This window comes from Pseudomonas sp. N-1-13 (assembly GCF_057787095.1).
On record NZ_JBYNRI010000001.1, the window covers coordinates 3,603,978 to 3,629,446 of the forward strand.

Sequence of the window (25,469 nt, forward strand, 5' to 3'; positions counted from 1 at the left end):
TCCCACCTTCTGGAAATGCCCGATGAACCCCACCGAAAGCCTCAAGGATTACAAGCGCGTGCGCACGCTGGCGATCCGTTCGTTGTTCGAGATCATCGAACAGTCCAGCGAAGGCACGGTGATTGTCGACCGTGACGCAAACATCGTCTGGATGAACGAACGCTACGCCCGGCGCTTCGGCCTGAACTCAGCGCAAGAAGCCATCGGCCGGGCGTGCGAGAGCGTGATCCCCAGCAGCCTGCTGCGCGAAGTGGTACGTACTGGCCGACCGATTCTGTTGGACATGCAGGACACGCCCAAGGAGCCGCTGGTGGTGATGCGCCTGCCGATCCACGACAGCGCGGGCGCGGTGATCGGCGCCATCGGTTTTGCCCTGTTCGATGAATTGCGCAGTCTGTCGCCGATGCTCAAGCGCTACCTGAGCATGCAGGAGGAACTGGCCTCCACCCGCTCGCTGTTGCGGGCACGGCAGACTCGGTACAACTTCGCCCACTTCATCGGCACCAGCAGCGCCAGCCTGGAGGTCAAGCGTCGTGCCCGGCGCAGCGCCAGCGCCGATTCGCCGGTGCTGTTGCTCGGCGAAACCGGGACCGGCAAGGAACTGCTGGCCCAGGCAATCCACGGTGCTTCGCCGAGGGCGCACAAGGCGTTCGTCAGCATCAACAGCGCGGCGATCCCGGAGGCCCTGCTGGAAGCCGAGTTTTTCGGCACCGCCCCGGGCGCCTTCACCGGCGCCGACCGCAAAGGCCGCGCCGGCAAGCTGCAGATCGCCCAGGGCGGCACACTGTTCCTGGACGAAATCGGCGACATGCCACTGCCGCTGCAAAGCAAACTGCTGCGGGTCTTGCAGGAAAAAGAATACGAACCCGTGGGCTCCAACGAGGTGCTGCAAAGCGACGTGCGGATCATCGCTGCCACGTCCATGGATCTGGAAGCGGCGATCAAACGCGGAGAATTTCGCGCCGACCTGTATTACCGCCTCAATGTGTTGCCGATCCAGGTCCCGCCGCTGCGCGAACGCCTGGATGATTTGCCGGCCCTGAGCGAGGCGATCCTCGAAGAACTGCGCAGCCAGCACGAACTGGACCGCGACGCACTCGACCTGCTGGGGCAACACGCCTGGCCGGGCAACATCCGGGAGTTGCGCAATGTGCTGGAACGAACCGCGCTGCTCAGCGACGACCTGCTGCTCACTGCCGCCGATATTCGAGCGGCCATTGGGACTTTCACGCCGGTCACCCGGGCGTTGAATCCACATCAGGAACCGCTGCCGCAAGAAACCTTCAGCCAGGCCCGGGCACGATTCGACCGCCACTTGATCGAAACCACCCTCGCGCAATGCGGCGGCAAGGTAGTTGAAGCGGCCGAGCGGTTGGGGCTGGGAAGGTCGACCTTGTATAAGAAAATGGTGGCGCTGGGGATTGCCGAGTCTCAATAAAGAGACGCATATCTCTAGATATAGACAGCTCCTTTTGAGCGCTTCGCGCTCATCGCGAGCAGGCTCGCTCCCACAGTGGACCGTACTTTCCTGACGAACTCGGTCAACCTGTGGGAGCGAGCCTGCTCGCGATGAGGCCAGCACAGCCCCTGAAAATCTCCAAACAGAGACAAAATTCTCGAGCCACCCTCACCAAAATCAATAATTCTCTTATATTTCAATAAATTACATACCTGGCACAAAACTCGCTAAAGCCCTCCGCACCGCTTCACCACAAAAATAACAATCCAGGAGACACACCATGAGTGTGATCATTGCCTTGGCAGCCCTCACGCTGCTGATGGTGGCCGCCTACCGTGGCTACAGCGTTATCCTTTTTGCCCCCATTGCCGCCCTCGGCGCCGTCCTGCTCACTGACCCTTCCGCCGTCGCGCCTGCTTTCACCGGGGTGTTCATGGAGAAGATGGTCGGCTTCATCAAACTGTATTTCCCGGTGTTCCTGCTCGGCGCGGTGTTCGGCAAACTGATCGAGCTGTCGGGTTTCTCCCGCTCTATCGTCGCGGCGGCGATTCGCCTGCTGGGCACGCGCCAGGCCATGTTGGTGATCGTGCTGGTCTGCGCCTTGCTGACCTATGGCGGCGTGTCGCTGTTCGTCGTGGTGTTCGCGGTGTATCCGTTCGCCGCCGAGATGTTCCGCCAGAGCAATATTCCCAAGCGGCTGATCCCGGCCACCATTGCCCTTGGCGCGTTCTCGTTCACCATGGACGCTCTGCCCGGCACGCCGCAGATCCAGAACATCATCCCCAGCACCTTCTTCAACACCACCGCCTGGGCCGCGCCCTGGCTGGGTGTGATCGGCACGATCTTCGTGTTCAGCTTCGGCATGCTGTTCCTGCAACGCCAGCGCAACAAGGCCCAGCGCCTAGGCGAAGGCTACGGCACCGAACTGCGCAACGAGCCGGAGACTGCCGAAGACATCAAACTGCCCAATCCCTGGCTCGCCATTTCGCCGCTGTTGGCGGTCGGGATCATGAACCTGCTGTTCACCCAGTGGATTCCCCAGTGGTATGGCAAGACCCACAGCCTGGCGCTGCCGGGCATGACCACACCAGTGACCAGCGACATCGCCAAGCTCACCGCGATCTGGGCCGTGCAGGCCGCGTTGCTGGTGGGCATTGTCCTGGTGCTGCTGTTCGCCTTCAGCACCATTCGCAGCAAGCTGGCCGAAGGCAGCAAGAGCGCGGTGGGCGGTGCGCTGCTGGCGGCAATGAACACCGCTTCGGAATACGGTTTTGGCGCGGTCATCGCGTCCTTGCCGGGTTTTCTGGTGCTGGCCGACTGGCTCAAAAACATCCCCAATCCACTGGTCAATGAAGCCGTGACCGTGACGCTGCTGGCGGGCATCACCGGTTCAGCCTCGGGCGGCATGAGCATCGCCCTGGCGGCGATGTCCGAAACGTTCATCAGCGCCGCCAACGCCGCCAACATTCCTCTGGAAGTGCTGCACCGGGTCGCGTCCATGGCCAGCGGCGGCATGGACACCCTGCCCCACAACGGCGCGGTGATCACCCTGCTGGCGGTGACCGGTCTGACCCACCGTGAAGCCTACAAAGACATTTTCTGCATTACGCTGATCAAGACCCTCGCGGTGTTCTTCGTGATCGCTGTGTTCTACGCCACTGGCATTGTGTGAGGCTCCCCATGACAACCCCTCTTTCGGGCAAGACCGCCCTGGTCACCGGCTCTACCAGCGGCATCGGCCTGGGCATCGCCCTGAGCCTCGCCAAGGCCGGCGCCAACCTGATCCTCAACGGCTTCGGCGATGCCTCGACGGTGATCGCCGAGGTGAAACAGTTCGGCGGCAAGGTCGGCCATCATCCGGCCGATGTCAGTGATCCGGCGCAGATCGCCGACATGCTCGCTTACGCCGAACGGGAGTTCGGCGGCGTGGACATTCTGGTGAACAACGCCGGTATCCAGCATGTGGCCGCCGTGGAAGATTTTCCGGTGGAGCGCTGGGACTCGATCATCGCCATCAACCTGTCCTCGGTGTTCCATGCCACGCGCTTGAGCCTGCCGGGCATGCGCGCCAAGGGCTGGGGGCGGATCATCAACATTGCCTCGGTGCACGGCCAGGTCGGCTCGGTGGGCAAGGCCGCCTACGTCGCGGCCAAACACGGGGTGATCGGTCTGACCAAAGTGGTCGGCCTGGAAACCGCCACCAGTAACGTGACGTGCAACGCCATCTGCCCTGGCTGGGTGCTGACACCGCTGGTGCAGAAACAGATCGACGACCGCATTGCCACGGGCATCGACCCGCAACAGGCACAGCATGACCTGCTGGCCGAAAAACAGCCTTCCCTGGAATTCGTCACCCCGCCGCAACTGGGGGAACTGGTGCTGTTTCTGTGCAGCGAAGCCGGCAGCCAGGTACGTGGCGCGGCGTGGAATATTGATGGTGGGTGGCTGGCTCAGTAAATTTCTTGCGATCCCTTGTGGCGAGGGGATTTATCTGTGGGAGCAAGGCTTGCCCGCGATGGCCGCACCGCGGTTTAACAGCTGAACCGCGTTTTCGTTCATCGCGGGCAAGCCTTGCTCCCACAAGTCGGGGATAAATCCCCTCGCCACAAGATTGGGTCGCTCTATAGTTTGTGTGTACATAAAAGAAAAAGAGGCACCCCATGTCCGACATCCTCTGGCAACCCACCCCCGATCGCATCGCCCAGTCACGCATGGACGCCTTTCGCCGGTTCATCAACGAACGGCATCAGCTGCAACTGAGCGATTATCCGGCGCTGCACGCCTGGAGCATCGACCAGCGTGAAGCCTTCTGGCAGGCCATCGTCGACTTCTTCGAGATCCGTTTTCACCAGGCGCCCAGCGATGTGCTGGTCGAAGGTGAGCAAATGCCCAGCGCCCGGTGGTTTCCCGGGGCGACACTGAATTTTGCCGAACACCTGCTGCGCCGGCGCGATGACGCCGTGGCCGTGGTTGCCCTCGACGAAAGTGGCGGGCAAGAACAACTGACTTGGGCCGAACTTGCCGCCCACGTCGCTGGCCTGCAAAAAAGCCTGCAAGCGGCAGGTGTGAGCAAGGGCGACCGGGTAGCCGCGTGCATGCCCAACACCTGGCAGACCCTGGTGGGCATGCTCGCCACCACCAGCCTGGGGGCGATCTGGTCGTGCTCCTCGCCTGACTTCGGCACCCACGGGGTCATCGACCGGTTTGGCCAGATCGAGCCCAAGGTGCTGATTACCTGCGCCGGTTACCGCTACGCCGGCAAGGTCATCGACCAGCGAGCCAAGGTCAACGAAATCCTCGAGCGCCTGCCTTCGCTGCAGCAATTGATCATCCTGCCCTACGCATGCCCTGACGCCCGCGCCGAAGACTTCAAGACAACGGCCAGCGTCGCGTTGTGGAGCGACTTCTACCGCTGTGGCGGCGAACCGGCGTTCGTTGACGTGCCGTTCGATCATCCGCTGTACATCCTCTATTCCAGTGGCACCACCGGCGTGCCGAAGTGCATCGTCCACAGCACCGGCGGCGTATTGCTGCAACACCTCAAGGAACATGGCCTGCATGTAGACCTTGGCCCCGAAGATCGCCTGTTCTACTACACCACGTGTGGCTGGATGATGTGGAACTGGCTGGTGTCGGCCCTCGCCGTCGGCAGTGCGGTGGTGCTCTACGACGGCTCGCCCTTTCACCCTGGCCCCAAGCGCCTGCTGGACCTGATCGACCAGCAGCGCATCAGCGTATTCGGCACCAGCCCCAAATACCTGGCGGCCCTGGAAAGCCAGGGTTTGAAACCGCGACAGACCCATGACCTGGGCAGCCTGAAAACCATCCTGTCCACCGGCTCGGCCCTGGCGCCCCATAGCTACGACTACGTGTATCGCGACTTCAAGACCCAGGTGTGCCTGGCCTCGATGTCCGGTGGCACCGACATTGTGTCGTGCTTCGTCAATGGCAATCCGTTGTCCGCCGTTCGCCGTGGCGAGATGCAGGGCAAGAGTCTGGGCATGGCGGTGCAGGTCTGGAACGAGGCAGGCCAGGCGGTCATCGGTGAGAAAGGTGAACTGGTCTGCACCCGGCACTTCCCGGCCATGCCCATTGGCCTGTGGAATGATCCGCAGCAGGAAAAGCTAAGGGCCTCCTACTTCAGCCAGTTCCCCGGTGTGTGGGCCCAGGGGGACTACGCCGAGGAACTGCCTCACGGCGGTTTCTTGATCCACGGGCGTTCGGATGCAGTGCTCAACCCCGGTGGCGTGCGCATCGGCACGGCGGAAATCTATCGGCAGGTGGAAAAGGTCGAGCAGGTGCTGGACAGCGTTGCTATCGGCCAGCAATGGCAGGGTGATGTGCGCGTGGTACTGTTTGTGCGCCTGCGCGACGGCGTGACCCTGGATGAGGCCCTGGAGCAACAGATCCGCCAGGTGATCCGCGCCAATACCACACCGCGTCATGTGCCGGCGAAGATCCTGGCAGTCAGCGACATCCCGCGGACCATCAGCGGCAAGGTGGTGGAACTGGCGGTGCGCAACGTGGTGCATGGGCAGGTGGTGAAAAACACCGATGCCCTGGCCAATCCCGAGGCGCTGGAGCAGTTCAGGGATCGGCTGGAACTGACCACCTGAGGTTAAAGCCGTATGGGCCATCTGGCCTCATCGCGAGCGGGCTCGCTCCCACATTGGTCGGTGGTGAACACAGGATTGGCAATCACCATCGATTCCCTGTGGGAGCGAGCCTGCTCGCGATGAACGACAACGCGGTATGCCTGTAGAACCATCAATCCATCAACCCCCACTCCCCCGCCGCCGGATCGGCCGGGGGCACCGCTGCCCCCGACTCGGCATGCAACTTCAGGCGCAACCGCAGGTTGTTCGCCGAATCGGCGTTTTTCAGGGCTTCCTCCTCATCGATAGCACCCTCCACCACCAGGTTGTACAGGGCGTGATCGAAGGTTTGCATCCCGAGTTCTTCTGACTTTTCCATGATGCCCTTGAGCCCGCCGAACTCATTGCGGCGGATCAGGTCGGCCACCGTGGGCGAGCCCAGCATGACCTCCACCGCGGCCCGGCGCTGGCCGGTGCGAGTGCGCACCAGGCGTTGCGACACGAACGCCTTGAGGTTGTTGCCCAGATCATTGAGCAGCTGCGGCCGGCGTTCTTCCGGGAAGAAATTGATCACCCGGTCCAGCGCCTGGTTGGCATTGTGAGCATGCAGGGTGGAGATCACCAGGTGCCCGGTGTCGGCGAAGGCCAGGGCATGTTCCATGGTTTCGCGATCACGAATTTCGCCGATCAGTACCACGTCTGGTGCCTGGCGCAAGGTGTTCTTCAGGGCGGCATGAAAGCTGCGGGTGTCGACACCGACTTCCCGTTGATTGATGATCGATTTCTTGTGTCGATGGATATACTCCACCGGATCTTCAATGGTGATGATATGGCCGCTGCTGTTGCGATTACGGTAATCGATCAGCGCCGCCAGGGAAGTCGACTTGCCCGACCCTGTCGCGCCGACGAACAGCATCAGCCCCTGTTTCTGCATGATGGTGTCCAGCAACACATTTGGCAGTTTCAGGTCCTCGAACCGAGGGATGTCGAGCTTGACGTTGCGGATCACCATGGACACGTCATTGCGCTGCTTGAAGATATTGACGCGAAACCGCCCGACCCCAGCCAGGGAGATAGCCAGGTTCATTTCCAGTTCTCGATCGAACTCAAGCCGCTGTTCGGCGTCCATCAAAGACTCGGCGAGCCCGGCGATGTCGCCCACCTTGAAGGGCTGGTTGCTCAAGGGTTTGAGCACCCCCTCGAAACGCGCGCACGGCGGCGCACCGGTGGACATATAGAGGTCGGAGCCATCCTGGCTCGCCAGGATGCGTAACAAGGGATCGATTTCCATGGCCTGATTGACTTCCGCGAGACTTCAATGAAACAAGCTGACCCGATGAGCAAACTTTTCAGACCAACCCGCGCTTACCTTCTTCAGAGGATAGTAGACACCGTGGCTGCGACACGATTTGCAGGGTTTGCGTGATGAACGCAACACCCACCGGCATTGACATACAAAGCCTGTTCGCCCGACGTGACTGGGCCAACAGCCCGCTGGGCACTGCCCAAACCTGGCCCCAGAGCCTGCGTACCGCCCTGGACATCGTGCTCCACTCGCCGCTGCCGATGTCCCTGCTGTGGGGGCCACAGCTGATTCATTTCTACAACGACGCCTTTACCCGCCTGACGGGCGACAAACACCCCCAGGCGTTCGGCCAGCCGACCCATTCAGCATGGCCCGAACTCAAAGACCTGAGCGGGCCGATTTATCACCGCGTGTTGCAAGGCCACGGGCACACCTGTCGCGATCAGCAATGGCGAGTGCCCTTCGCCGGTCGCCTCTGCGATGTCTGGCTGGACCTGACCTACAGCCCCGTGCGCGATGAAGACGGCGCCGTGGCCGGTATTCTGGTCACAGCCATCGAGACCGGTGAACGACGACGCCTGGCCCTGGAGTTCGAGCGACGCTCAGAAGCCAGCTTCAAGGCCCAGCAGGAAAGCGAGGAACGCCTGCAACTGGCCCTGGCCGCTGCCGATACGCTAGGCACCTGGGATTGGGACATCAGCGAAGACCGCTTTGTTGCCGACGAGCACTTCGCGGTGCTGCATGGCGTCGACCCGAACCTGTCGCGCCAGTTGCCCATCAGCGCTTACCTTGAAGGCGTGCATCCCCAAGACCGGGCCATGGTCACCCGCAGCATCAAGCATTGCATCACCCACAGCACTGAATACGCCGAGGAGTACCGTCTCCTGCGGCCTGACGGCGAACTGCGCTGGGTGTTCGTGCGCGGTCGTTGCTACAAGGATCGCCATGGCCGGCCCAAACGCTTTCTCGGCGCGGCCCTGGACCTGACCGATCGCAAGCGTACCGAGCAGGCCCTGCGCCAGAGCCAGACCGAACTGCAACTGATCATCAACGCCATGCCGATCCTTATCAGCTATGTGGACCGGGAAGAACGTTTTCGCCTCAACAACAGCGCCTATCTGGATTGGTATGGCCTGACGCCCCAAGAGCTATATGGCAAGACCATTCGCGAAGTGCTCGGCGATTCAGCCTACGCCGCCCGCGCCGAGCAGATCGCCGACGCCCTGGCAGGCAAGCCGTGCAGCTTCACCGTGCAATCGGATCACCGCGACGGCCGTCCCCGCCATGCCTTGATCAACTACCTGCCGCGCCGTGGGGCCGATGGTGCGGTGAACGGTTTCTACATCTTTGTGATCGACGAGACCGAGCGCAAGAAAACCGAAGAGGCCCTGCGCAACCTCAACGAAACGCTCGAAGAACGCGTCATCGCCCGCACCCAGCAACTGGCTGAAGCCAACCACCGCCTGCAAAACGAGATGTTCGAACGCGAACGTGCCGAGGAGGCGCTGCGACACGCCCAGAAAATGGAGGCCGTGGGCCAACTCACTGGCGGCATTGCCCATGACTTCAACAACATGCTCACCGGCATTCTCGGCAGTCTCGACCTGATGCAGCGCTACATTGCCAGCGGTCGCACCGCCGAGATCGGTCGTTTCACCGAAGCGGCCGTGTCCTCGGCCAATCGTGCGGCGGCCCTGACCCACCGTCTGCTGGCGTTTTCCCGCCGCCAGTCGCTGGACCGCAAACCGCTGGACCCCAATGACCTGGTGCGTTCACTTGAAGACTTGCTGAGCCGAACCACCGGCGATCACATCGTGCTGCGCCTGCAGTTGGCCGATGAACTGTGGCCGGTCAGCACCGATGCCAGCCAGCTGGAAAACGCCCTGCTCAACCTGGTGATCAACGCTCGGGACGCCATGCCTGAGGGTGGCGAATTGACCATCGAAACCGCCAACGTCTACCTCGACGGGAATGACCTCAGTGCCCTGGAACCGGTCAAGGCCGGTGACTACGTGATGATTGCCGTCAGCGACAATGGCAGCGGCATGACCCCATCCGTGCTGGCCAAGGCCTTTGATCCGTTCTTCACCACCAAACCCATCGGCCAGGGCACCGGTTTGGGCTTGTCGATGATCTACGGGTTTGCCCAACAGTCGGGTGGCCTGCTGAGCCTGGACAGTGTGCCGGACCAGGGCACGCGGGTGCAGTTGTACCTGCCGCGGCTGTACGTCGCGTCTGTCCAGCAGACTGCGGCGCCGGTAGCGCTGGATGCACCGGCCGCCGTCGCCGGTGAAACCGTGTTGCTGGTCGAAGACGAACCGGCCGTGCGCATGCTGGTGCTCGATCTGCTCGACGCCCTGGGTTACACCACCCTTCAAGCCCAGGACGCCAAGGCTGCCCTTGGGCTACTGGAGTCCAGCCAGCGCATCGACTTGCTGGTGACCGATGTCGGCCTGCCAGGCATGAATGGCCGGCAACTGGCGGAAATCGCCCGTCAGCATCGGCCCGATCTGAAGGTGCTGTTCATGACCGGTTATGCGCAGAAGGCCACCGAGCGCCAGGGCTTTCTCGAGCAGGGCATGGATATGGTTGCCAAGCCCTTCAGCCTCGATCTGCTGGCGAACAAGATTCGGACGATGATCAACCATGGCGCCTGACTTGAGGCATAATCGCCGCCCCGTCGCACCGTTCAGGTCACTGCTGCAATGAAAGCCCAAGCCCGCCATATCCTGGTGAAAACCGCCGAAGAAGCCGAACAGCTCAAGCAACGCATCGCCAAAGGCGAAGCCTTCGATGTACTGGCCAAGAAATACTCCACCTGCCCCTCGGGCAAACGCGGCGGTGATCTGGGTGAAGTGCGGCCCGGGCAGATGGTCGGTGCGATCGACGCGGTAATCTTCAAAAAGCCCCTGCGGGTGGTGCATGGGCCGATCAAGAGCAAGTTCGGCTATCACCTGGTGCAGGTGTTCTACCGGGACTAATGATCGAGCCCGCTCCCACAGGTGCTTCGCGGCCCCTTCAGTCCTTGGGCATCAACGCCCCCGGCACCTGGATGACCCGGCTCGCCAACAGATGTCCAGCCTCGGCGGCCTCCACCGGGCTGCCACCGAGCAGGCGGCTTGCCAGGTAAGCAGCACTGAATGAATCCCCCGCCGCCGTCGTGTCCACCACCCGCTCCACTCGCTGGGCCGGAATCTCGAAAGACTCACCATCACAACAGATCAGACAGGGCTCAGCACCGCGCTTGAGCACCACTTCCGAAGTGCCCAACTGCGCGTACGCGGCGAACACCTCAACGCTGTCGGCATAACCGAACAGCGCCTGCTCGTCGTCCACCGTCAGCAGCGCCAGCTCCACGTAAGGCAATACACTGCGATAGGCCGCACGGGCTGCATCCACTGATGCCCAGAGCCTTGGCCGGTAGTTATTGTCGAACACCACCTCGGCCCCGCGTCGGCGGGCCTGGATCAGGGTTTCGATGAGCTTGCCACGACCTTGCTCACCGAGCACGGCCAGGGTGATGCCGCTGAAGTACAGCACGTCGTAATCCGGCAGCGCCGCCAGAATCGGTGCGGCGGCCGGGGTGGTGAAGCAATCACGCACCGCCGCCTCGTTGCGCCAGTACAAAAACCGCCGCTCACCCGCCGCGTCGGTCTGGATGCAATACAAACCCGGCAAACGACCGGGCAGGCGCTGGACCCGATCCAGGCCGATATTTTCGGCGGCCCAACTCTGGCACATGGCATCGCTGAAACTGTCGTCGCCCAAGGCGGTAACGTAATCCACCGCGCCCTTCTCACCCAGGGCGCGGGACAGGTACACAGCGGTGTTCAGGGTGTCGCCGCCGAAGCTTTGTTGCAGACTGCCATCGGCGCGCTGCTGCAGTTCGATCATGCACTCGCCGATCAGGGCGATGCGAGGTTTTGGGTTGGGGTAGCTCATGGGCGATCCTGATATTTCGATAGTGTCTGCCAGGCCGCTATCGCGAGCAGGCTCGCTCCCACAGGGGATATTGGTGAACATAAATCCTCTGTTCACAACCGCCCCCACTGTGGGAGCGAGCCTGCTCGCGATAGCCGCGACTCGGTTTCAAGGCTAGAAACAAGTCTCCATGCTCTCGACCACCTGCAACTGCTCATCCACCAGGCACGCCACCCGCCACTTGTCGAAGGTCAGGCACGGATGCGACGTGCCGAAGGAAATGATGTCGCCAACCCGCAACGCCACCCCGGGCGCCACCGTCATGAACGCATGCTGGTCCATCACCGCCGTCACCTTGCAGCCGGCCAGGTCCTGCCCCGCTATCGAGTCGGAGCCAGGTTGGTAACGCTTGAGCGGCACCGGCAGCCCGGCGTCGTAGGCCACGTCGCGTTTACCCAGGGCGATCACCGCAAAGCCCGGTTCAGGCAGCGATTGCACGTGGGCCCAGACTTCCAGGGCCGGGCGCAGACCTTCGTGCAGGTCGCTACGCCGTTCCAGCACGCAGCACTGGGCCTCTTTGTAGATGCCATGGTCATGGGCCACGTAACTGCCAGGACGCAGCACACTGAGGAAACGTCCGTGGGCGTTCCGAGCCTCGAAAGACTCGGCAATCAGGTCGTACCAGGCTGAACCCGAGGCGGTGATGATCGGCTTGTCGATGGCGAACGCACCGTTGTCCTGCAGTTGCACCGCCAGCCCCACCAGGGATGCGGCAAACGCACGGATGCCACTGATGGCGTGGTCACCATGGATCACGCCTTCGTAGCCTTCGATACCGGTCAGCGCCAGCGCCGGTTGCGCCCCGATCGCCTCGGCCAGGGCCAGCACCTCGGCCTCGGTCCGGCAGCCACACCGGCCACCCACCACACCGTATTCGATCATCACGTTCAACTTCGCGCCGCGAGAGGCAAAGAACGCGCCCAGCTCGGCAACGTTGTCGGGATGGTCGACCATGCAATGGAATTCGAACGCTGGATCTGCCAGCAGATCCGCGATCAGCGCCATGTTTGGCGTGCCCACCAGTTGGTTGGCCATCAGCACCCGGCGCACGCCATGGGCGTAAGCGGCACGGGTCTGCACCGCGGTGGCCAGGGTCAGCCCCCAGGCGCCGGCCTCGAGTTGGCGGCGAAACAGCGCCGGGGTCATGCTGGTCTTGCCGTGGGGCGCCAGTTCGGCACCACTGTCCGTGACGAACTTTTGCATCCAGTCAATGTTGTGCTCCAACGCTTGGCGATGCAGCACCAGCGCCGGCAGGCTGATGTCGCGCAGCAGGTGATCGCCCGCTTGGGCGGCCCCCTTCTCCACGGCAGCGTTATGAATGGCAGAAGACATGTTCACACTCCTCACACAGCCGCGGCTGTCTATTCATTGATGCGACGGGCCAGGTTGTTGGCGCTTTCGATCAGCACCCGGCGGTAGTCGGCGTAGTTGTTCTTGGCGTCGGCCCGTGGGGCGACGATGCACAGGGTCGCGATGGCCACGCCATTGGCGTCTTTGACCGGCGCGGCGAAGCAGTGGGTGAAGGTGTCGGCCACACTGTCGAAGGAGAAAAATCCATCGAGCCCGGCCTGGCGGATCTCGGCAAGAAACCGCTCCAGAGGCAGGCGCTCGCCGTCCGGCAGGATGAAGTCGTCGGGGTCGATCAGGTCGACGATCTGCTGGTCACTCAGATGCGCCAGCAGCAGGCGTCCGGAAGCGGTCCAGGGAATCGGCGCGTTCTCGCCGATGTCCGAGGAAATGCGAAAATGCCGCTCCCCCTCCTTCATCAGCGCCACTGTGTATTTGCGCCCGTTGAGCAGGCACATCTGGGCGGTTTCCCGGGTCTGGCTGACGATTTCCTGCAAGGCGTGATCGGCCTCGCGACTCAGGTCGAAATGCCGCAGGTGCGCCTGCCCGAGAAAGTACAACTGGCGGCCCAGATAGACGTGGCCGTCCTTGCCCACCGGCTCCAGGATGCGTCGCTCCAGCAGCGACGCCACCAGCTCGTAGACCGTGGACTTGGGACTGCCGATGCCGCTGGCGATGTCATTGGGGCGCAACGGCTGGCCGATTTCCTTGAGGAAGTCGAGGATATCGAACGCCCGGTCCAACCCTCGGGCCCGGCGTTTGATGGTGTCTTCGGTCATGTCTTGGGTTCCCATTCAATTGGCCGGGAGTTTAACCAGAGTGCTGCACCGCCTGATAGATTGCTATCGCAGACGAGCTTTGCTCCCACAGGAGAATGCATTCCCTTATGGGAGCAAGGCGTGCCCGCGATGAGTCCTCAGTGACTCAGGCCTTTTTCTTGTAGGCGATGCAATCAATCTCAACCTTGCAATCAACCATCATGTTCGCTTGCACACAAGCCCTGGCAGGGGCATGTTCGGGGCTGAAGTATTCACCAAATACTTTGTTGAAACTCCAGAAATCCCGCGGATCTTCCAGCCATACCCCGCAGCGCACCACATCTTCAAGGCCGTATCCGGCTTCTTCAAGAATCGCGATCAGGTTCTTCATGGTCTGGTGGGTCTGCTCGACGATCCCGCCGACAATAATCTCGCCGTTGACCGCCGGCACCTGACCGGACACGTGCAGCCAGCCGTCGGCCTCAACGGCTCGGGCGAAGGGCCGTGGCTGACCGCCGCCTGCGGTGCTGCCGGTGCCGTAGCGCGTAATGCTCATGGGTGTTTCTCCTTGCCTGTATCAATCAGAGGTTCAATAAAATTAAAAACGGGTGTTCTTGAGAAACTCAGCCAGTCGTGGCGACTGTGGCCGTTCGAACAGTTCTTTCGGTGGGCCCTGTTCTTCGATGCGGCCCTGATTCATGAACACGATCTTGTCGGACACCTCGAAGGCAAAACGCATTTCGTGGGTCACCAGCAGCATGGTCATGCCGTCTTCGGCCAGCCCCTTGATCACGTTCAGCACCTCACCCACCAATTCCGGGTCCAGGGCCGAGGTCACTTCGTCGAACAGCATCAGGCTGGGGTTCATGGCAATCGCCCGAGCGATCGCCACACGCTGCTGCTGACCGCCGGACAACTGACCGGGAAAATGATTGCGCCGTTCCAGCAAGCCGACCCGCTCCAGCCATTTCTCGGCCAGGGCCACGGCTTCGTCCTTGGGTAGCTTTTTCACCTTGAGCAGGCCCAGGGTGACGTTCTGCAACGCCGTCAAATGCGGGAACAGGTTGAATTGCTGGAAGGCCATGCCGGTCATGGCCCGATGCCGGGCGATGACTTTTTCCGGGTGGCGCACGCGCTTGCCGCCCACCTCGTCATAGCCGATGGCCTCGCCATCGAGCACGATCTGCCCGCCCTGGAACTCCTCAAGCATGTTCACGCAACGCAGCAACGTGGTTTTGCCCGAGCCGCTGGAGCCGATCAGGGTGACGACATTGCCGCGCTGCATGCTCAGGTCCACGCCCTTGAGCACTTCCACCGGGCCGTATTGTTTGCGCAGACCGCGAATGTCCAGCAGCGGTTGAGCATTGGTAGAGGTCGAAACATCAGTCATGGCAAGGCCACCCGCTTTTCAATGTGCCGCCCGAGCAATTCGATGGCGTAGTTGATGATGAAAAAGAGAAAACCGGCGAACAGGTAAAACTCCAGGGTCATGAAGGTCCGGGCGATGATCTGCTGAGTGCTGAGCAGCAGTTCGGCAACGCCGATCACCGACAACAGGGTCGAAGCCTTGACGATTTCGGTGGAGGAATTGACCCAGGTCGGCAAGATCTGCCGCAGTGCCTGGGGCAACAGCACGTAACCCAGCGCCTGGAAGAACGTCAGGCCGATGGCCTGGCTTGCCTCCATCTGCCCACGGGGCAAGGCCTGCAAGGCACCGCGCACGATCTCGGCCACATGGGAGCCGCAAAACAGTGTCAGGCCCAAGGCACCAGCCTCGAATGCGCCGATTTGCCAGCCCAGGGCCGGGGCCATGTAGAAACAGGCCAGCACCAACACAAACACCGGAGTGCCGCGAATCACGTCGACGTAGAAACGAAACGGCGCGCGCATCCAGAAGCGACCGTAAGTCAGCACCAGCCCGGCGAACAGGCCGATCAGCGTGCCTAACAAAATCGCCAGTACCGAGCACTGCACGCTGGTCAGGAACCCGGCCCACAGCGTCTCCCGGGCGACCCACAACTCATGCAACCAACTGGGGGATTCGTACATGGAACACTCCTAACGGCGGATCGCCAGGCGCTGCTCGAAATAACGCAGCAGCATGGCAATGAGGTAACAGGCCGCGACATACAGGGCCGTGGTCACCAGCCAGGTTTCGATCACCCGGTAGCTCTCCACGTTGATCTTGCGGGCGTAATAAGTCAGCTCCGGCACAGCGATCGCTGCCGCCAGTGAGGTGTCCTTGAACAGCGAAATGAAGTTGTTCGACAACGCCGGCAACACGTTGCGCAGCATCACCGGCACGGTGACGTAGGCCTTCACTTGCCACTCGCCCAAACCGATGGCCAGCCCCGCTTCACGCTGGCCCTTGTGAATGCTCAACAGCCCGCCGCGGAACACTTCGGTCAGGTAGGCCCCGGCGTACAGCGAGAGCGTGATGACGAACGAGGGAATTTTGTCCAGGCGAATACCCAGGCTTGGCAAGGCGAAGTAGATCAGCAGGATCAGCACCAGGATCGGCGTATTGCGGATCACCGTGACATACACCGAGGCCAGCACCCGCAACACGCGGTGCTTGCTCAGCAGCGCGAACGCCATCGCCAGGCCGATCACGCAACCGATGGCGATCGACACCAGCGCCAGGGAAAGCCCCAGGCCGAGCCCCGCCAGCAAGGTGTCGAAATCGCGCCAGACGGCGGCAAAGTTCAACTGATAATTCATGGTCGGCAGTACCTTCAACGGGGCGCCCTCAAGGGCGCCCCGGGCTCACGGGATCATTTGAATTCGACGGGGAAACCGATGGCCGGCGACGGCAGCTCGACGCCGAACCATTGCTTGAACGATGCCGCATAGGTGGGGAATTCCACGCCGGTCATGGCTTCATGCAAGGTGGTGTTGACGAAGTTCAGCCAGTCCTGGTCGCCGCGCTTGACCGCGCAGGCATAGGTTTGCGGGCTCCAGGCGTAGGCCGGGCTGCGGTAGCGACCAGGGTTCTGCACCATCAGGTACTTGACCGAAGACTGGTCGGTGGCGGCCGCATCGGCGCGGCCGGAGTTCACCGCCTGATACATCAGATCGACACTGTCGTACTGATCGACCTTGGCCTTGGGCAGCGCCTGGTGCACCAATTCCTCGGCGTAGACGTTCTGCAGCACAGCCACGGTGACGTCATCGCCGGCGGCCTTGAGGTCTTCGATTTCCTTGTACTTGCTGTTGGCCGGCAGCAGCAGGCCCACGCCTTCGCGGTAATACGGCAGGGTGAACGCCACTTGCTGGGCACGACTGGCGGTGACGGTGATGAACTGGCAGCTCATGTCGACCTTGTCGGTCAACAGGTTCGGAATGCGTGCATCGGACGACTGCACCACAAACTCGACTTTCTCCGGGTCATTGAACAGACCCTTGGCCACCATCCGTGCGATGTCGATATCAAAACCCTGCAACTTGCCATCCGCTCCCTGGAAGTGCCACGGCGCATTGGTGCTGCCCGTGCCCACGATCAATTTCCCGCGCTGCAGCACGCTATCGAGCTTGCTGTCCGCCGCCTGAGCGACACCCATGGCAGCCGTCGTGGCCGCGAAGATAAAAACACACGCTTTGAACAAGGAAGGTCGGCGATGCATGGCAAGCACTCCTGAGTCAGTTTATTCCGCTATACCGGAACTTAGTATGTAACAACGGAATAGACAGCAGAAAGTGTGCCACAGGCATGCGGTGTATGGATAAGGAAAATGGAAAACCAATAAAATCAAAAGGATGGCACGCCCAGACGTTTCAATAGGAACGCGGGCATCTGCGCAGGGACTGCTACTGTTGGCTACAGCCTCGGGTAGCAAGGCCTCAGACAGGGAGCAAGCGAGGCTTTTGTGCACCAAAACGGAGCCACGCTACTGTCAACTCTGACAGTAGCGATGCCCGGCCGTGTTGCTTATGGTGGCAAACACTCGCTCTGTCGATGAAGGGAAGCCCGCCATGAGTTCGTTCATCACTCACATCGCCTCATCGAAGGACTACCGCACGGCTCTCAAGACCTGGCGCCCGGTAGTCTTCTATTTCGGCCACCCCCACTGCTACGCCTGTAGCTGGGCCGAGCCGCTGTTTTGCAGCGTTGCCGAGACATTCAAGGATCGGGCGGTGATCTACAAATTGAGTACCAGCGAATCGCCCCGACACCCGGAAGTTACCGGGACACCCACGGTGCTGTTTTATAAGGATGGGAAGTTACGCCGCAAGCTCAAGGGCGTCGGTGATCAGGCCTCGCTGACCCAGAACTTTGCCGAACACATCGGCCGAACCAAACCCAGACGGCCGCGTCGTTCGCCTCGCCGTGACTTGCACTGGTTGCACGAGCAACTGCGAACCTTGTGCACCACCCGCCGGGCACGGGAGCTTGTAAGGTTGCGAGCAACGCTTGGATAACGGCGTGTTTCTTGGAATGGCAAATAAGTACCCTGTGGGAGCGAGCCTGCTCGCGATGGCGGAGTGTCAGGCAGTGTTGTACCTTCCGTGACAGAGGTTCATGACAGCTTCCTGGCCGATAAACAGCCCCATGCCATCACTGGGTAACTTACTGCACCTAGCGTCCGCAAAACCTCACTCTGGACAACATCCGCAAATCCCCGTCGCGGTAATAATCGTCCGTCCAGCTGTCATCCACCGCCAGCGGCTTGACCTGCTTGAGCGCCAGTTTTTTCGCGAAATAGCGAAAGCGGTAATGCTCGTAGAAGCGCAGCAGCTCAAGCCCGTAGCGGTCGGCCAGGTCGGTGTCGCCCTGAATGATCAGGTAGTTCTCGTCGTTGCCGCTGCTGGCCGCGGCACTCAGGTTGTGGCTGCCGCTGATGATGGTCGGCGTGTCGCTGGTGAAGTCGGTGACGACGGCTTTGGTGTGCACCAGCAGATTGCCTTTCTGGCCTTTCATGTTTTCCCTGAGCCAGCCCTCCAGGCCGGTATTGAGCAGCGCGGTGGCGGCGAATTCGGCGGTGCGGTCGGCATGAAAGCCAGTGATGCGGCTGGTGGTGTTCTGCAGGCCGTAACGCAGCACGTCGTCGTTGGGTTGACCGAGCAAGGCATCGAGGATCCGGTCGGGCAAGGCGAAGGCCGTGACGAACAGCAGGTCCTTGCGAGCGCCATTGATGATATCGACGAAGCGATCCAGGTCGCCCTCTCCCGTACGCGGCGAGAACCCGGTGAACAATGGCTCCTCGGGGACCATGGGGTTGTTCCGGTTGATCCACTGCCGCGTGGCCCCGACGTCCTCGGGTGCGGCCCAGATCTGCTCGAACACCTGGCGATAGCTGTTGCTGACCCGCGCGTCGTCCAGCACATGAATAACGTTGGCCTGGCGGTAGACGCCGTTGGCAGTGAAATTGGTGCTGCCGCACAGCACGGCCTCGGGGTGAAATGAACCGGTGTCGTCGACCTTGCTCAGCACGATGAACTTGTCGTGGAAAATATTGTGCGTGACGCGCCCGCGCTTGTTGGCCGCCGGCAGCGCTGCCAGACTGGCTTCGTTGCGCAATGTGCCGTCGTCTCCCGGCTCAGCGTGGTACAGCACCCGTACCCGCGCCCCCCGTGCGAAAGCGGCGTTCACAGCCTCGACGATCACCGGCAGTTCATATTCATAGATGGCGACGTCCAGGGCCCAACTGGCGTTCAGGGCCCGGTCGATAAAACCGGTCAAGCGCCCCAGCAAACCGTTTTCCAGCCAGCGGCGCGGCGCGTCGGGCCAAGCATCGATGGACAGATTTTTGTTGGCGTCGATCAGCGCATCCAGCTCGGGAAATTTGCGCTGGAAGGCCTGGCTCGCGGCCACGGCACGATTGAAAATGACCATCTGGTTGCTTGGCTGACCATCGTCACTGGTCACTGACACCTCAAGTGATTCCCCCAGTTGCGGCGCGTCAGGGCTGCCATAGGCCAGGTGCACACGGTAGTGAATTGCCACGCCTGGGTTGATGGCGTAGTCGGCCCAGCGAAATTTCTGCAACGGTGCTTTATCGCTCGGCGTAGCGCGAAATTGCGGGAACGTGTGCACCTTGTCGGGGAAGGTCAGGCTGTTGAACAGGAACAGCCAGGGCTTGACGCCGTGCTGCTTCTCGATGGCAAAGCCGAGCAAGCCCTTGCGCCGGGGTTCGGCCAGGTCCATGGCGAGCAATACACCGTTGGTGCCAGCGTAGGCCTTGACCCGAAAATCGTCCTGGGCGTTGGTGACGAGTACGCGCATGGTTCACTCCTGTGAGGTCTGGCTGAGCATAGAACAGCGATGCTTATTGAGCGTGCGGATCTGACACCGGGGCGATGCTATCGCGAGCAGGCTCGCTCCCAGAGGGGATTCATCGATCGAGTGTTAAATGTGGGAGCGAGCCTGCTCGCGATAAGGCCATGTCAGTCAGCGAACATCCGAGCCCGGTAGTCCTTCATCAATATGCCGATACTGCGCCCCCAACTGCCCCGCCAATTGCCGGCCCCGGCCCAGGCGAATCGGTCCGCGTTCGATGTCGATCAACAGGCTTGGGCAATCAAGGGGCGGCAGTGTCAGCTGCTGTTTGACTCGCCCATCGGTCATCAGCAACACCCGCTGTTGCTCGGTCGGGTAGCGCTTGCGCCGGGCCGTCAACCAGCGTCCGGCCTCGTTCAGCGCCGCCAGCAACGGCGTGCCGCCGCCGGCGCCCAGGCCGTCGAGCCAGTCCCGTAGCCCGGCCGAGGCCTTGAGCCCTTGCACCTGCCAGGCTGGTGCGCTGCCGCTGGCCGTCAGCAAGGCCAGCCGGGCGCGTTGGCGGTAGGCGTCATCGAACAGTTGCGCCAGCAGGCCTTTGCCATCGCTCAAGGCTTGATGACGACGAGTCGAGGCCGAGGCGTCGACGATGACCAGCCACAGTTCATGGGGCGAACGATGGCGTTGCTGAAAACGCAGGTCTTCACGCAGGCGTGGACGGCCAGCGAGCAAGGTGCCTGGCCAGTTCACCGCCCCGCTGGCCGCCGCTTTGCTGCGGCCCTGGCGCCCCTGGTCCAACCGTCCCGCACGGGGTCTGGCATTCACCCCCGCGGGCGAACGGGGGCGAATGCCTAGGGCTTTTTTGGCCAGCTCGGCACGTCACGCCGAGTGCCGGTGGGCAATGCCCGGGCCGGCAGGTCACCCCACTGGCCCTGGCCTTCGTCAGGCCTGGCGGTTTGATCGGCGGTGGCTGGCGGCGCCTGGGACGGCGCAGGGGCCGAAGGCTCGCGCCTGCGATGACGCAATGCAAACTCTGCGACCGCATCAATGTCCTCAACGGCAATGGCATCCGCCCCGCGCCACGCAGCATGGGCGCGGGCGGCCCGCAGCCAGACCAGGTCCGCGCGCAAGCCATCGACCCCAGCGGCAAAACAACGCTCGGTGATCTGCGCCAGCGCCTGGTCATCCAGAGGAATCTGCATCAACCGGTCGCGAGCCTGTTGGCAGCGTTCGCGTAACTGCTGCTGGGTCGGTTCCCACTCTGCGCAGAACGCCGCCGGATCGCTGTCGAAATCCAGCCGCCGACGAATAATCTGCCCGCGCTCAATCGGTGCGGTGTGGCCGTCCAGGGCCACGTTCAGGCCGAAACGGTCGAGCAACTGCGGACGCAATTCACCCTCTTCCGGGTTCATGGTACCGATCAATACAAAACGTGCCGGATGCCGGTGTGAGATGCCGTCACGCTCGATCAGGTTGGTGCCGCTGGCAGCCACGTCCAGCAACAGGTCCACCAGGTGGTCGGGCAGCAGGTTCACTTCATCGACGTACAACACCCCGGCGTCGGCCTTGGCCAAAACGCCGGGAGAGAACTGCGCGCGCCCCTCCCCCAGGGCCGCGTCCAGATCCAGGGTGCCCACCAGCCGCTCTTCAGTGGCGCCCAAAGGCAAGGTGACAAACTGGCCGCTGGCCAACAGGTCCGCCAGCCCCCGGGCCAGCGTGGACTTCGCCATGCCCCGTGGGCCTTCGATGAGCACACCGCCGATTTTCGGATCGATCGCAGCCAGGCACAGGGCCAGTTTCAGGTCATCGGCCCCGACCACGGCGCAGAGCGGGAAATGAGGGGTGTCGGTCATGTTGAACTCTCAAAGGTGGTCGGTAACGTCAGTGTGAAAAGAGTACTTGTGGCGAGGGGATTTATCCCCGTTGGACTGCAAAGCAGGCCTCCCAATGTGGACAAGAGGGTCGCTTCGCAGCCCAGCGGGGATAAATCCCCTCACCACAGGTCAACCCATCACAGGGGTTGTGTATAGCCCGTCGAATGGGCAAGTCAGCTGTCTTCTTCTATGTCCAACAACAAGTTCTCCAGCGCCTCTCGATACTCCCCGGGCTCCTGCCACATTCCGCGCTGCTGCGCTTCGAGCATGCGCTCGGTCATGTCGCGCAAGGCATCGGGGTTGTGCTGGCGAACGAAATCGCGGGTATCGGGGTCGAGCAGATAAGCCTCGGCCAGCAAGGCGTACTGGTGATCGTCGATCAACTGCGTGGTGGCGTCGAAGGCGAACAGGTTGTCCACCGTCGCCGCCAGTTCAAACGCACCTTTATAGCCGTGGCGCTTGATCCCGTCGATCCACTTCGGATTGGCCGCCCGGGAACGAATGACGCGGTTGAGCTCTTCTTTCAACGTGCGGATCTTGGGCAAGTCCGGCTGGCTGTGGTCGCCGTGGTAACTGGCCGCCGTTGCGCCGCCAAGGGTCTCCACCGCCGCCAGCATGCCGCCCTGGAATTGGTAGTAATCGTTGGAGTCGAGCAGGTCGTGTTCGCGGTTGTCCTGGTTCTGCAACACCGCCTGCACCTGGCTAAGGCGCCGGGAGAACTGCTCCCGGGCGGCAGTGCCTTCATCGCCGGCGCCGTAGGCGTAGCCACCCCAATTCAGGTAGACCTGCGCCAGGTCTTCGCGGCTCTGCCACAGGCGGCCGTCGATGGCGCCCTGCACACCCGCGCCGTAGGCGCCGGGCTTGGCGCCGAAGATCCGCCACCCGGCCTGACGGGCCGCGACCTCAGGGTCAAGGCCCGATTCCAACAGGGCCTGGCGCTCGCTGCGCACCTTCGCCGCCAAGGGGTTCATGTCGTCCGGTTCGTCGAGGGCGGCGACGGCCTGCACCGCTGCATCGAACAGGCGGATCAGATTGGCAAAGGCGTCCCGGAAGAACCCGGAGACCCGCAGCGTGACATCGACCCGAGGCCGGTCCAGCAGACTCAACGGCAGGATCTCGAAATCGTCGACTCGCTGGCTGCCCGTGGCCCACACCGGACGCACGCCCATCAACGCCATGGCCTGGGCAATGTCGTCACCGCCGGTGCGCATGGTGGCGGTGCCCCACACCGAAAGCCCCAATTGACGCAGGTGATCGCCGTGGTCCTGCAAGTGCCGCTCAAGGATCAGGGACGCCGACTGAAAACCGATGCGCCACGCGGTGGTAGTCGGCAGGTTGCGCACGTCCACCGAGAAGAAGTTGCGCCCGGTGGGCAGCACATCCAGGCGCCCGCGACTGGGCGCACCGCTGGGGCCGGCCGGCACGAAACGCCCGCTCAAGGCATCGAGCAAACCGCGCATTTCCGCCGGGCCGCAAGCGTCCAGACGCGGAGCCACGACGCCGCGCAGGTTTTCAATAATGCTGTTCACCGTTTCCCAACCCGGCGCCTCAAGTTGCGCGACCACGCCCTCCAGGGCCTGCTCGATCAATTGCCCGGCGAACAATTCCAAACGTTCACGAGTATCGCCAGCGGTCCGCCAAGGTTCGTCGCTGAGCCGACGCAAGGCTTCGGGACAAGCGCCGGTCCAGGGTTCGGCCAGCGCACAATCCAGCGGATCGAAACCCAGCGCAAAGGCCTTGGCCAGCGCCCGCAGCAAACTCGACTGCGCGCCCTTGCCATCCCCCCGGGGAATGCGCAGCAACGCCAGCAAGGTGTCGATGCGCAACCGTTGTGTGGGCGACTCGCCAAAAATGTGCAGGCCGTCGCGGATCTGCGACTCCTTCAGATCGCACAGGTAAGTGTCCAGGCGCGGCAGCCAGATTGCCACGTCAGCGTCGCCGTCCAGTTGCAACTCGCGGTCGATGTGGGTCTCGCGCACCAGATTCAGAATGTCTCGCTGCAGTTCCCGGGCGCGGCGTGGGTCGAGCAGTTGCGCTTCGTAGTATTCGTCAGCCAACAGCTCAAGGTTACGCAGCGGCCCATAGGTTTCGGCCCGGGTCAGCGGCGGCATCAAGTGATCGATAATCACGGCCTGGGTGCGACGCTTGGCCTGGGCGCCCTCGCCCGGGTCATTGACGATGAACGGATAGATGTTCGGCAACGGTCCCAGCAGCGCATCCGGCCAGCAGTTTTCCGACAGCCCGACGCCCTTGCCCGGCAGCCATTCGAGATTGCCGTGCTTGCCGACATGAATCAGCGCGTGAACCCCGTAGGTGTTGCGCAGCCAGAAATAAAACGCCAGGTAGCCGTGGGGCGGCACCAGGTCCGGGTCGTGGTACACGGCGCTCGGATCGACCTGATAGCCTCGAGCCGGCTGGATGCCGACGAACGTCAGGCCCAGGCGCACGCCAGCAATCATCAGCCGGCCATCGCGGAACATCGGGTCCTGTTCGGGCGCGCCCCAGCGCTCCAGCACCGCCTGGCGATTGGCCTCGGGCAAGGCGTCGAACATGGCCCGGTAAGCATCCAGCGCCAGGCTCTGGTGACAGGGCCGTTGGTCAAGACTGTCCAGGTCGTTGCTTACCCCGCCGAGCAACTGCTGGATCAGCGCGGTGCCGCTCGCAGGCAGTTCAGCCGGCAGCGGATAGCCCTCGGCCTCCAAGGCCCGCAGGATATTCACTGCCGCCGCCGGGGTGTCCAGGCCGACGCCGTTACCGATGCGCCCATCCCGGGTCGGGTAGTTGGCGAGGATCAGCGCCACGCGCTTTTGCGAGTTAGGCAGGCACGCCAGGGTAGTCCAGCGCCACGCCAGCTCAGCGACAAAATCCATGCGCTCGGGCACGGCCCGGTAGCAGACCACATCGCTCTGGCTGCGCTCGCTGCGCCAGGCCAGGTCCTTGAAACTGATGGGGCGACTGATGATCCGCCCGTCCAGTTCCGGCAGGGCAATGTGCATCGCCAGGTCCCGCGGGCCCAGACCCTGCTCACTGGCGCGCCAGCCAGGCTCGTTGTCCTGGGCGCAGATCGCCTGGATCACCGGGATATTGCGGCGAAACGGTCGCAAGTGCGGCGCTTCGGGGCTCGATTGGGCGAAACCGGTGGTGTTGAGGATCACCCCCGCCGCCACCTCATCCAGCCAGTCTTCAACCAAGGCCAGGCAAGCAGGCTCCTTGAGGCTCGCCACGGCAATGGGCAAGGGATTGAGCCCCGCCGCTTGCAGACGCTGGCAAAACACGTCGATGAACGCCGTGTTCGCTGCTTGCAGGTGGGAGCGATAAAACAGCACCGCCGCCACCGGCTGCCCGGCCCGCCAGTCGCTTTGCCAATCACTCAGGCTGGCGTTGGTTCGTTCCGGATGGTAGATCGCCGTGCGCGGCAGGGTTTGCGGTTCGCCCCAAGGATAGTCGCGACCGAACCATTGGCTGGCCAGGTTATGGAACAGGTCCAGGGCATTGCCCAAACCGCCTTGGCGCAGGAACTGCCAGAGCCGGTCCCGATCCTCATTGGGCACGTTGCTCAGGTCGCTGAGCTCCGGGTCGGGTCGATCGTCCCCCGGCACCAGGATCAGCTTCACCCCGCGCTCGGCCAGTTCCATAAGACGTTCAATGCCGTAGCGCCAATAACCGATACCGCCATGCAGGGAAAGCAGGATGACCTTGGCGTGACGCAACACGTCGTCGAAATACAGATCCACCGAGGCGTGGTTTTGCACCTGCATCGGGTTGGCGAGGCGAAACTGCGGATAGTCGTCCGGCAACTGCCGCGCCGCTTCGGCCAGCAGCGCCAGGCTGGAGTCGCCGCTGCACAGGATCACCAGCTCGGCGGGGGTTTGTCCGAGATCGGCAATGTTGTCGTCCGACACGAAACCGCCGGGCTGGGTCCTGAGCAGGTGCAT

20 protein-coding genes are annotated in these 25,469 nt (G+C 62.4%); 7 read left to right on the forward strand and 13 right to left on the reverse strand.

All coding sequences use genetic code 11. From position 1 onward, the window contains the following. The first annotated feature begins 22 nt into the window (after positions 1 to 22). The 4 genes from AC3I65_RS16130 (at position 23) to AC3I65_RS16145 (ending at position 6,075) form a co-directional block, all read left to right on the forward strand. The gene (locus AC3I65_RS16130; RefSeq protein ID WP_139049660.1) at positions 23 to 1,438 is read left to right on the forward strand and encodes a sigma-54 interaction domain-containing protein; all 1,416 of its coding nucleotides are present in this window, start codon (positions 23 to 25) and stop codon (positions 1,436 to 1,438) included. Positions 1,439 to 1,739: 301 nt separating this feature from the next. Then, positions 1,740 to 3,131 carry a GntP family permease gene (locus tag AC3I65_RS16135; RefSeq protein WP_047227845.1) on the forward strand — a complete coding sequence of 464 codons (1,392 nt, stop codon included), beginning with the start codon at positions 1,740 to 1,742 and terminating at the stop codon, positions 3,129 to 3,131. An 8-nt stretch (positions 3,132 to 3,139) separates the two neighbouring features. Further along, positions 3,140 to 3,916 (forward strand): 3-hydroxybutyrate dehydrogenase, encoded by a 777-nt coding sequence (gene hbdH, locus AC3I65_RS16140; protein WP_076384048.1) that lies wholly within the window; start codon positions 3,140 to 3,142, stop codon positions 3,914 to 3,916. A 203-nt stretch (positions 3,917 to 4,119) separates the two neighbouring features. Further along, the gene (locus AC3I65_RS16145; RefSeq protein ID WP_305466236.1) at positions 4,120 to 6,075 is read left to right on the forward strand and encodes an acetoacetate--CoA ligase; all 1,956 of its coding nucleotides are present in this window, start codon (positions 4,120 to 4,122) and stop codon (positions 6,073 to 6,075) included. Positions 6,076 to 6,226: 151 nt separating this feature from the next. Here the strand turns inward: AC3I65_RS16145 and AC3I65_RS16150 are convergent, their stop codons facing one another. Next, entirely contained in the window at positions 6,227 to 7,345 is a 1,119-nt protein-coding gene (locus tag AC3I65_RS16150; protein WP_107322662.1) for a PilT/PilU family type 4a pilus ATPase, read from the reverse strand. 134 nt (positions 7,346 to 7,479) lie between these two features. Here AC3I65_RS16150 and AC3I65_RS16155 point away from each other — a divergent pair, with 134 nt between their 5' ends. Further along, a complete protein-coding gene (locus AC3I65_RS16155; RefSeq protein WP_488523994.1) occupies positions 7,480 to 10,017 on the forward strand; it encodes a PAS domain-containing protein in 2,538 nt (845 codons plus the stop codon). 48 nt (positions 10,018 to 10,065) lie between these two features. After that, the gene (locus AC3I65_RS16160; RefSeq protein WP_019690952.1) at positions 10,066 to 10,341 is read left to right on the forward strand and encodes a peptidylprolyl isomerase; all 276 of its coding nucleotides are present in this window, start codon (positions 10,066 to 10,068) and stop codon (positions 10,339 to 10,341) included. Positions 10,342 to 10,378: 37 nt separating this feature from the next. Here AC3I65_RS16160 and AC3I65_RS16165 read toward each other — a convergent pair whose 3' ends face one another. The 8 genes from AC3I65_RS16165 to AC3I65_RS16200 all read right to left on the reverse strand — a co-directional run bounded on the left by AC3I65_RS16165 (position 10,379) and on the right by AC3I65_RS16200 (position 17,069). After that, complete coding sequence (locus AC3I65_RS16165) at positions 10,379 to 11,302, reverse strand: sugar kinase (protein WP_488523995.1); 924 nt, start codon at positions 11,300 to 11,302, stop codon at positions 10,379 to 10,381. Positions 11,303 to 11,455: 153 nt separating this feature from the next. Then, a complete protein-coding gene (locus AC3I65_RS16170) occupies positions 11,456 to 12,673 on the reverse strand; it encodes an amino acid deaminase (protein ID WP_107322659.1) in 1,218 nt (405 codons plus the stop codon). Positions 12,674 to 12,702: 29 nt separating this feature from the next. Next, on the reverse strand, positions 12,703 to 13,467 hold the full coding sequence (locus AC3I65_RS16175) for an IclR family transcriptional regulator (RefSeq protein ID WP_047227838.1): 765 nt from the start codon (positions 13,465 to 13,467) through the stop codon (positions 12,703 to 12,705). Between the two features lie 145 nt (positions 13,468 to 13,612). After that, positions 13,613 to 14,002 (reverse strand): RidA family protein, encoded by a 390-nt coding sequence (locus AC3I65_RS16180; RefSeq protein ID WP_047227837.1) that lies wholly within the window; start codon positions 14,000 to 14,002, stop codon positions 13,613 to 13,615. 42 nt (positions 14,003 to 14,044) lie between these two features. Further along, positions 14,045 to 14,836 carry an amino acid ABC transporter ATP-binding protein gene (locus AC3I65_RS16185; protein ID WP_047227836.1) on the reverse strand — a complete coding sequence of 264 codons (792 nt, stop codon included), beginning with the start codon at positions 14,834 to 14,836 and terminating at the stop codon, positions 14,045 to 14,047. Next, positions 14,833 to 15,495: an amino acid ABC transporter permease gene (locus AC3I65_RS16190; protein WP_047227835.1), complete on the reverse strand. Its 663-nt coding sequence runs from the start codon at positions 15,493 to 15,495 to the stop codon at positions 14,833 to 14,835. Before AC3I65_RS16190 ends, AC3I65_RS16185 begins: the two co-directional genes overlap by 4 nt. Positions 15,496 to 15,504: 9 nt before the next feature. Then, on the reverse strand, positions 15,505 to 16,167 hold the full coding sequence (locus AC3I65_RS16195) for an amino acid ABC transporter permease (RefSeq protein ID WP_076386604.1): 663 nt from the start codon (positions 16,165 to 16,167) through the stop codon (positions 15,505 to 15,507). Positions 16,168 to 16,220: 53 nt separating this feature from the next. Beyond that, the gene (locus AC3I65_RS16200; RefSeq protein WP_047227834.1) at positions 16,221 to 17,069 is read right to left on the reverse strand and encodes a transporter substrate-binding protein; all 849 of its coding nucleotides are present in this window, start codon (positions 17,067 to 17,069) and stop codon (positions 16,221 to 16,223) included. 349 nt (positions 17,070 to 17,418) lie between these two features. Between AC3I65_RS16200 and AC3I65_RS16205 the strand changes: the two genes are divergently transcribed. Further along, positions 17,419 to 17,865 (forward strand): thioredoxin family protein, encoded by a 447-nt coding sequence (locus tag AC3I65_RS16205; protein ID WP_488523996.1) that lies wholly within the window; start codon positions 17,419 to 17,421, stop codon positions 17,863 to 17,865. 157 nt (positions 17,866 to 18,022) lie between these two features. On the opposite strand, the gene AC3I65_RS16210 is transcribed toward AC3I65_RS16205, so the two are convergent. The 4 genes from AC3I65_RS16210 to cobN all read right to left on the reverse strand — a co-directional run bounded on the left by AC3I65_RS16210 (position 18,023) and on the right by cobN (position 25,469). Further along, entirely contained in the window at positions 18,023 to 19,669 is a 1,647-nt protein-coding gene (locus AC3I65_RS16210; protein ID WP_488523997.1) for a phospholipase D-like domain-containing protein, read from the reverse strand. Positions 19,670 to 19,834: 165 nt separating this feature from the next. Beyond that, positions 19,835 to 20,458, reverse strand: a complete 624-nt coding sequence (locus AC3I65_RS16215) for a vWA domain-containing protein (RefSeq protein WP_409936844.1) — start codon at positions 20,456 to 20,458, stop codon at positions 19,835 to 19,837. A 53-nt stretch (positions 20,459 to 20,511) separates the two neighbouring features. Beyond that, entirely contained in the window at positions 20,512 to 21,513 is a 1,002-nt protein-coding gene (locus AC3I65_RS16220) for a magnesium chelatase ATPase subunit I (protein WP_488523998.1), read from the reverse strand. Between the two features lie 194 nt (positions 21,514 to 21,707). Next, a complete protein-coding gene (gene cobN, locus AC3I65_RS16225) occupies positions 21,708 to 25,469 on the reverse strand; it encodes a cobaltochelatase subunit CobN (RefSeq protein WP_488523999.1) in 3,762 nt (1,253 codons plus the stop codon).

What these genes read in the sequence shown, in the direction of transcription:
- AC3I65_RS16145 (WP_305466236.1), top strand. Translation starts at nt 4,120, where the DNA reads ATGTCCGACATCCTCTGGCAACCCACCCCCGATCGCATCGCCCAGTCA.
- hbdH (WP_076384048.1), top strand. Translation starts at nt 3,140, where the DNA reads ATGACAACCCCTCTTTCGGGCAAGACCGCCCTGGTCACCGGCTCTACC.
- AC3I65_RS16200 (WP_047227834.1), bottom strand. Translation starts at nt 17,069, where the DNA reads ATGCATCGCCGACCTTCCTTGTTCAAAGCGTGTGTTTTTATCTTCGCG.
- AC3I65_RS16135 (WP_047227845.1), top strand. Translation starts at nt 1,740, where the DNA reads ATGAGTGTGATCATTGCCTTGGCAGCCCTCACGCTGCTGATGGTGGCC.
- AC3I65_RS16220 (WP_488523998.1), bottom strand. Translation starts at nt 21,513, where the DNA reads ATGACCGACACCCCTCATTTCCCGCTCTGCGCCGTGGTCGGGGCCGAT.
- AC3I65_RS16160 (WP_019690952.1), top strand. Translation starts at nt 10,066, where the DNA reads ATGAAAGCCCAAGCCCGCCATATCCTGGTGAAAACCGCCGAAGAAGCC.
- AC3I65_RS16205 (WP_488523996.1), top strand. Translation starts at nt 17,419, where the DNA reads ATGAGTTCGTTCATCACTCACATCGCCTCATCGAAGGACTACCGCACG.
- AC3I65_RS16130 (WP_139049660.1), top strand. Translation starts at nt 23, where the DNA reads ATGAACCCCACCGAAAGCCTCAAGGATTACAAGCGCGTGCGCACGCTG.
- AC3I65_RS16190 (WP_047227835.1), bottom strand. Translation starts at nt 15,495, where the DNA reads ATGTACGAATCCCCCAGTTGGTTGCATGAGTTGTGGGTCGCCCGGGAG.
- AC3I65_RS16195 (WP_076386604.1), bottom strand. Translation starts at nt 16,167, where the DNA reads ATGAATTATCAGTTGAACTTTGCCGCCGTCTGGCGCGATTTCGACACC.
- AC3I65_RS16210 (WP_488523997.1), bottom strand. Translation starts at nt 19,669, where the DNA reads ATGCGCGTACTCGTCACCAACGCCCAGGACGATTTTCGGGTCAAGGCC.
- AC3I65_RS16170 (WP_107322659.1), bottom strand. Translation starts at nt 12,673, where the DNA reads ATGTCTTCTGCCATTCATAACGCTGCCGTGGAGAAGGGGGCCGCCCAA.
- AC3I65_RS16180 (WP_047227837.1), bottom strand. Translation starts at nt 14,002, where the DNA reads ATGAGCATTACGCGCTACGGCACCGGCAGCACCGCAGGCGGCGGTCAG.
- AC3I65_RS16175 (WP_047227838.1), bottom strand. Translation starts at nt 13,467, where the DNA reads ATGACCGAAGACACCATCAAACGCCGGGCCCGAGGGTTGGACCGGGCG.
- cobN (WP_488523999.1), bottom strand. Translation starts at nt 25,469, where the DNA reads ATGCACCTGCTCAGGACCCAGCCCGGCGGTTTCGTGTCGGACGACAAC.
- AC3I65_RS16155 (WP_488523994.1), top strand. Translation starts at nt 7,480, where the DNA reads ATGAACGCAACACCCACCGGCATTGACATACAAAGCCTGTTCGCCCGA.
- AC3I65_RS16150 (WP_107322662.1), bottom strand. Translation starts at nt 7,345, where the DNA reads ATGGAAATCGATCCCTTGTTACGCATCCTGGCGAGCCAGGATGGCTCC.
- AC3I65_RS16165 (WP_488523995.1), bottom strand. Translation starts at nt 11,302, where the DNA reads ATGAGCTACCCCAACCCAAAACCTCGCATCGCCCTGATCGGCGAGTGC.
- AC3I65_RS16185 (WP_047227836.1), bottom strand. Translation starts at nt 14,836, where the DNA reads ATGACTGATGTTTCGACCTCTACCAATGCTCAACCGCTGCTGGACATT.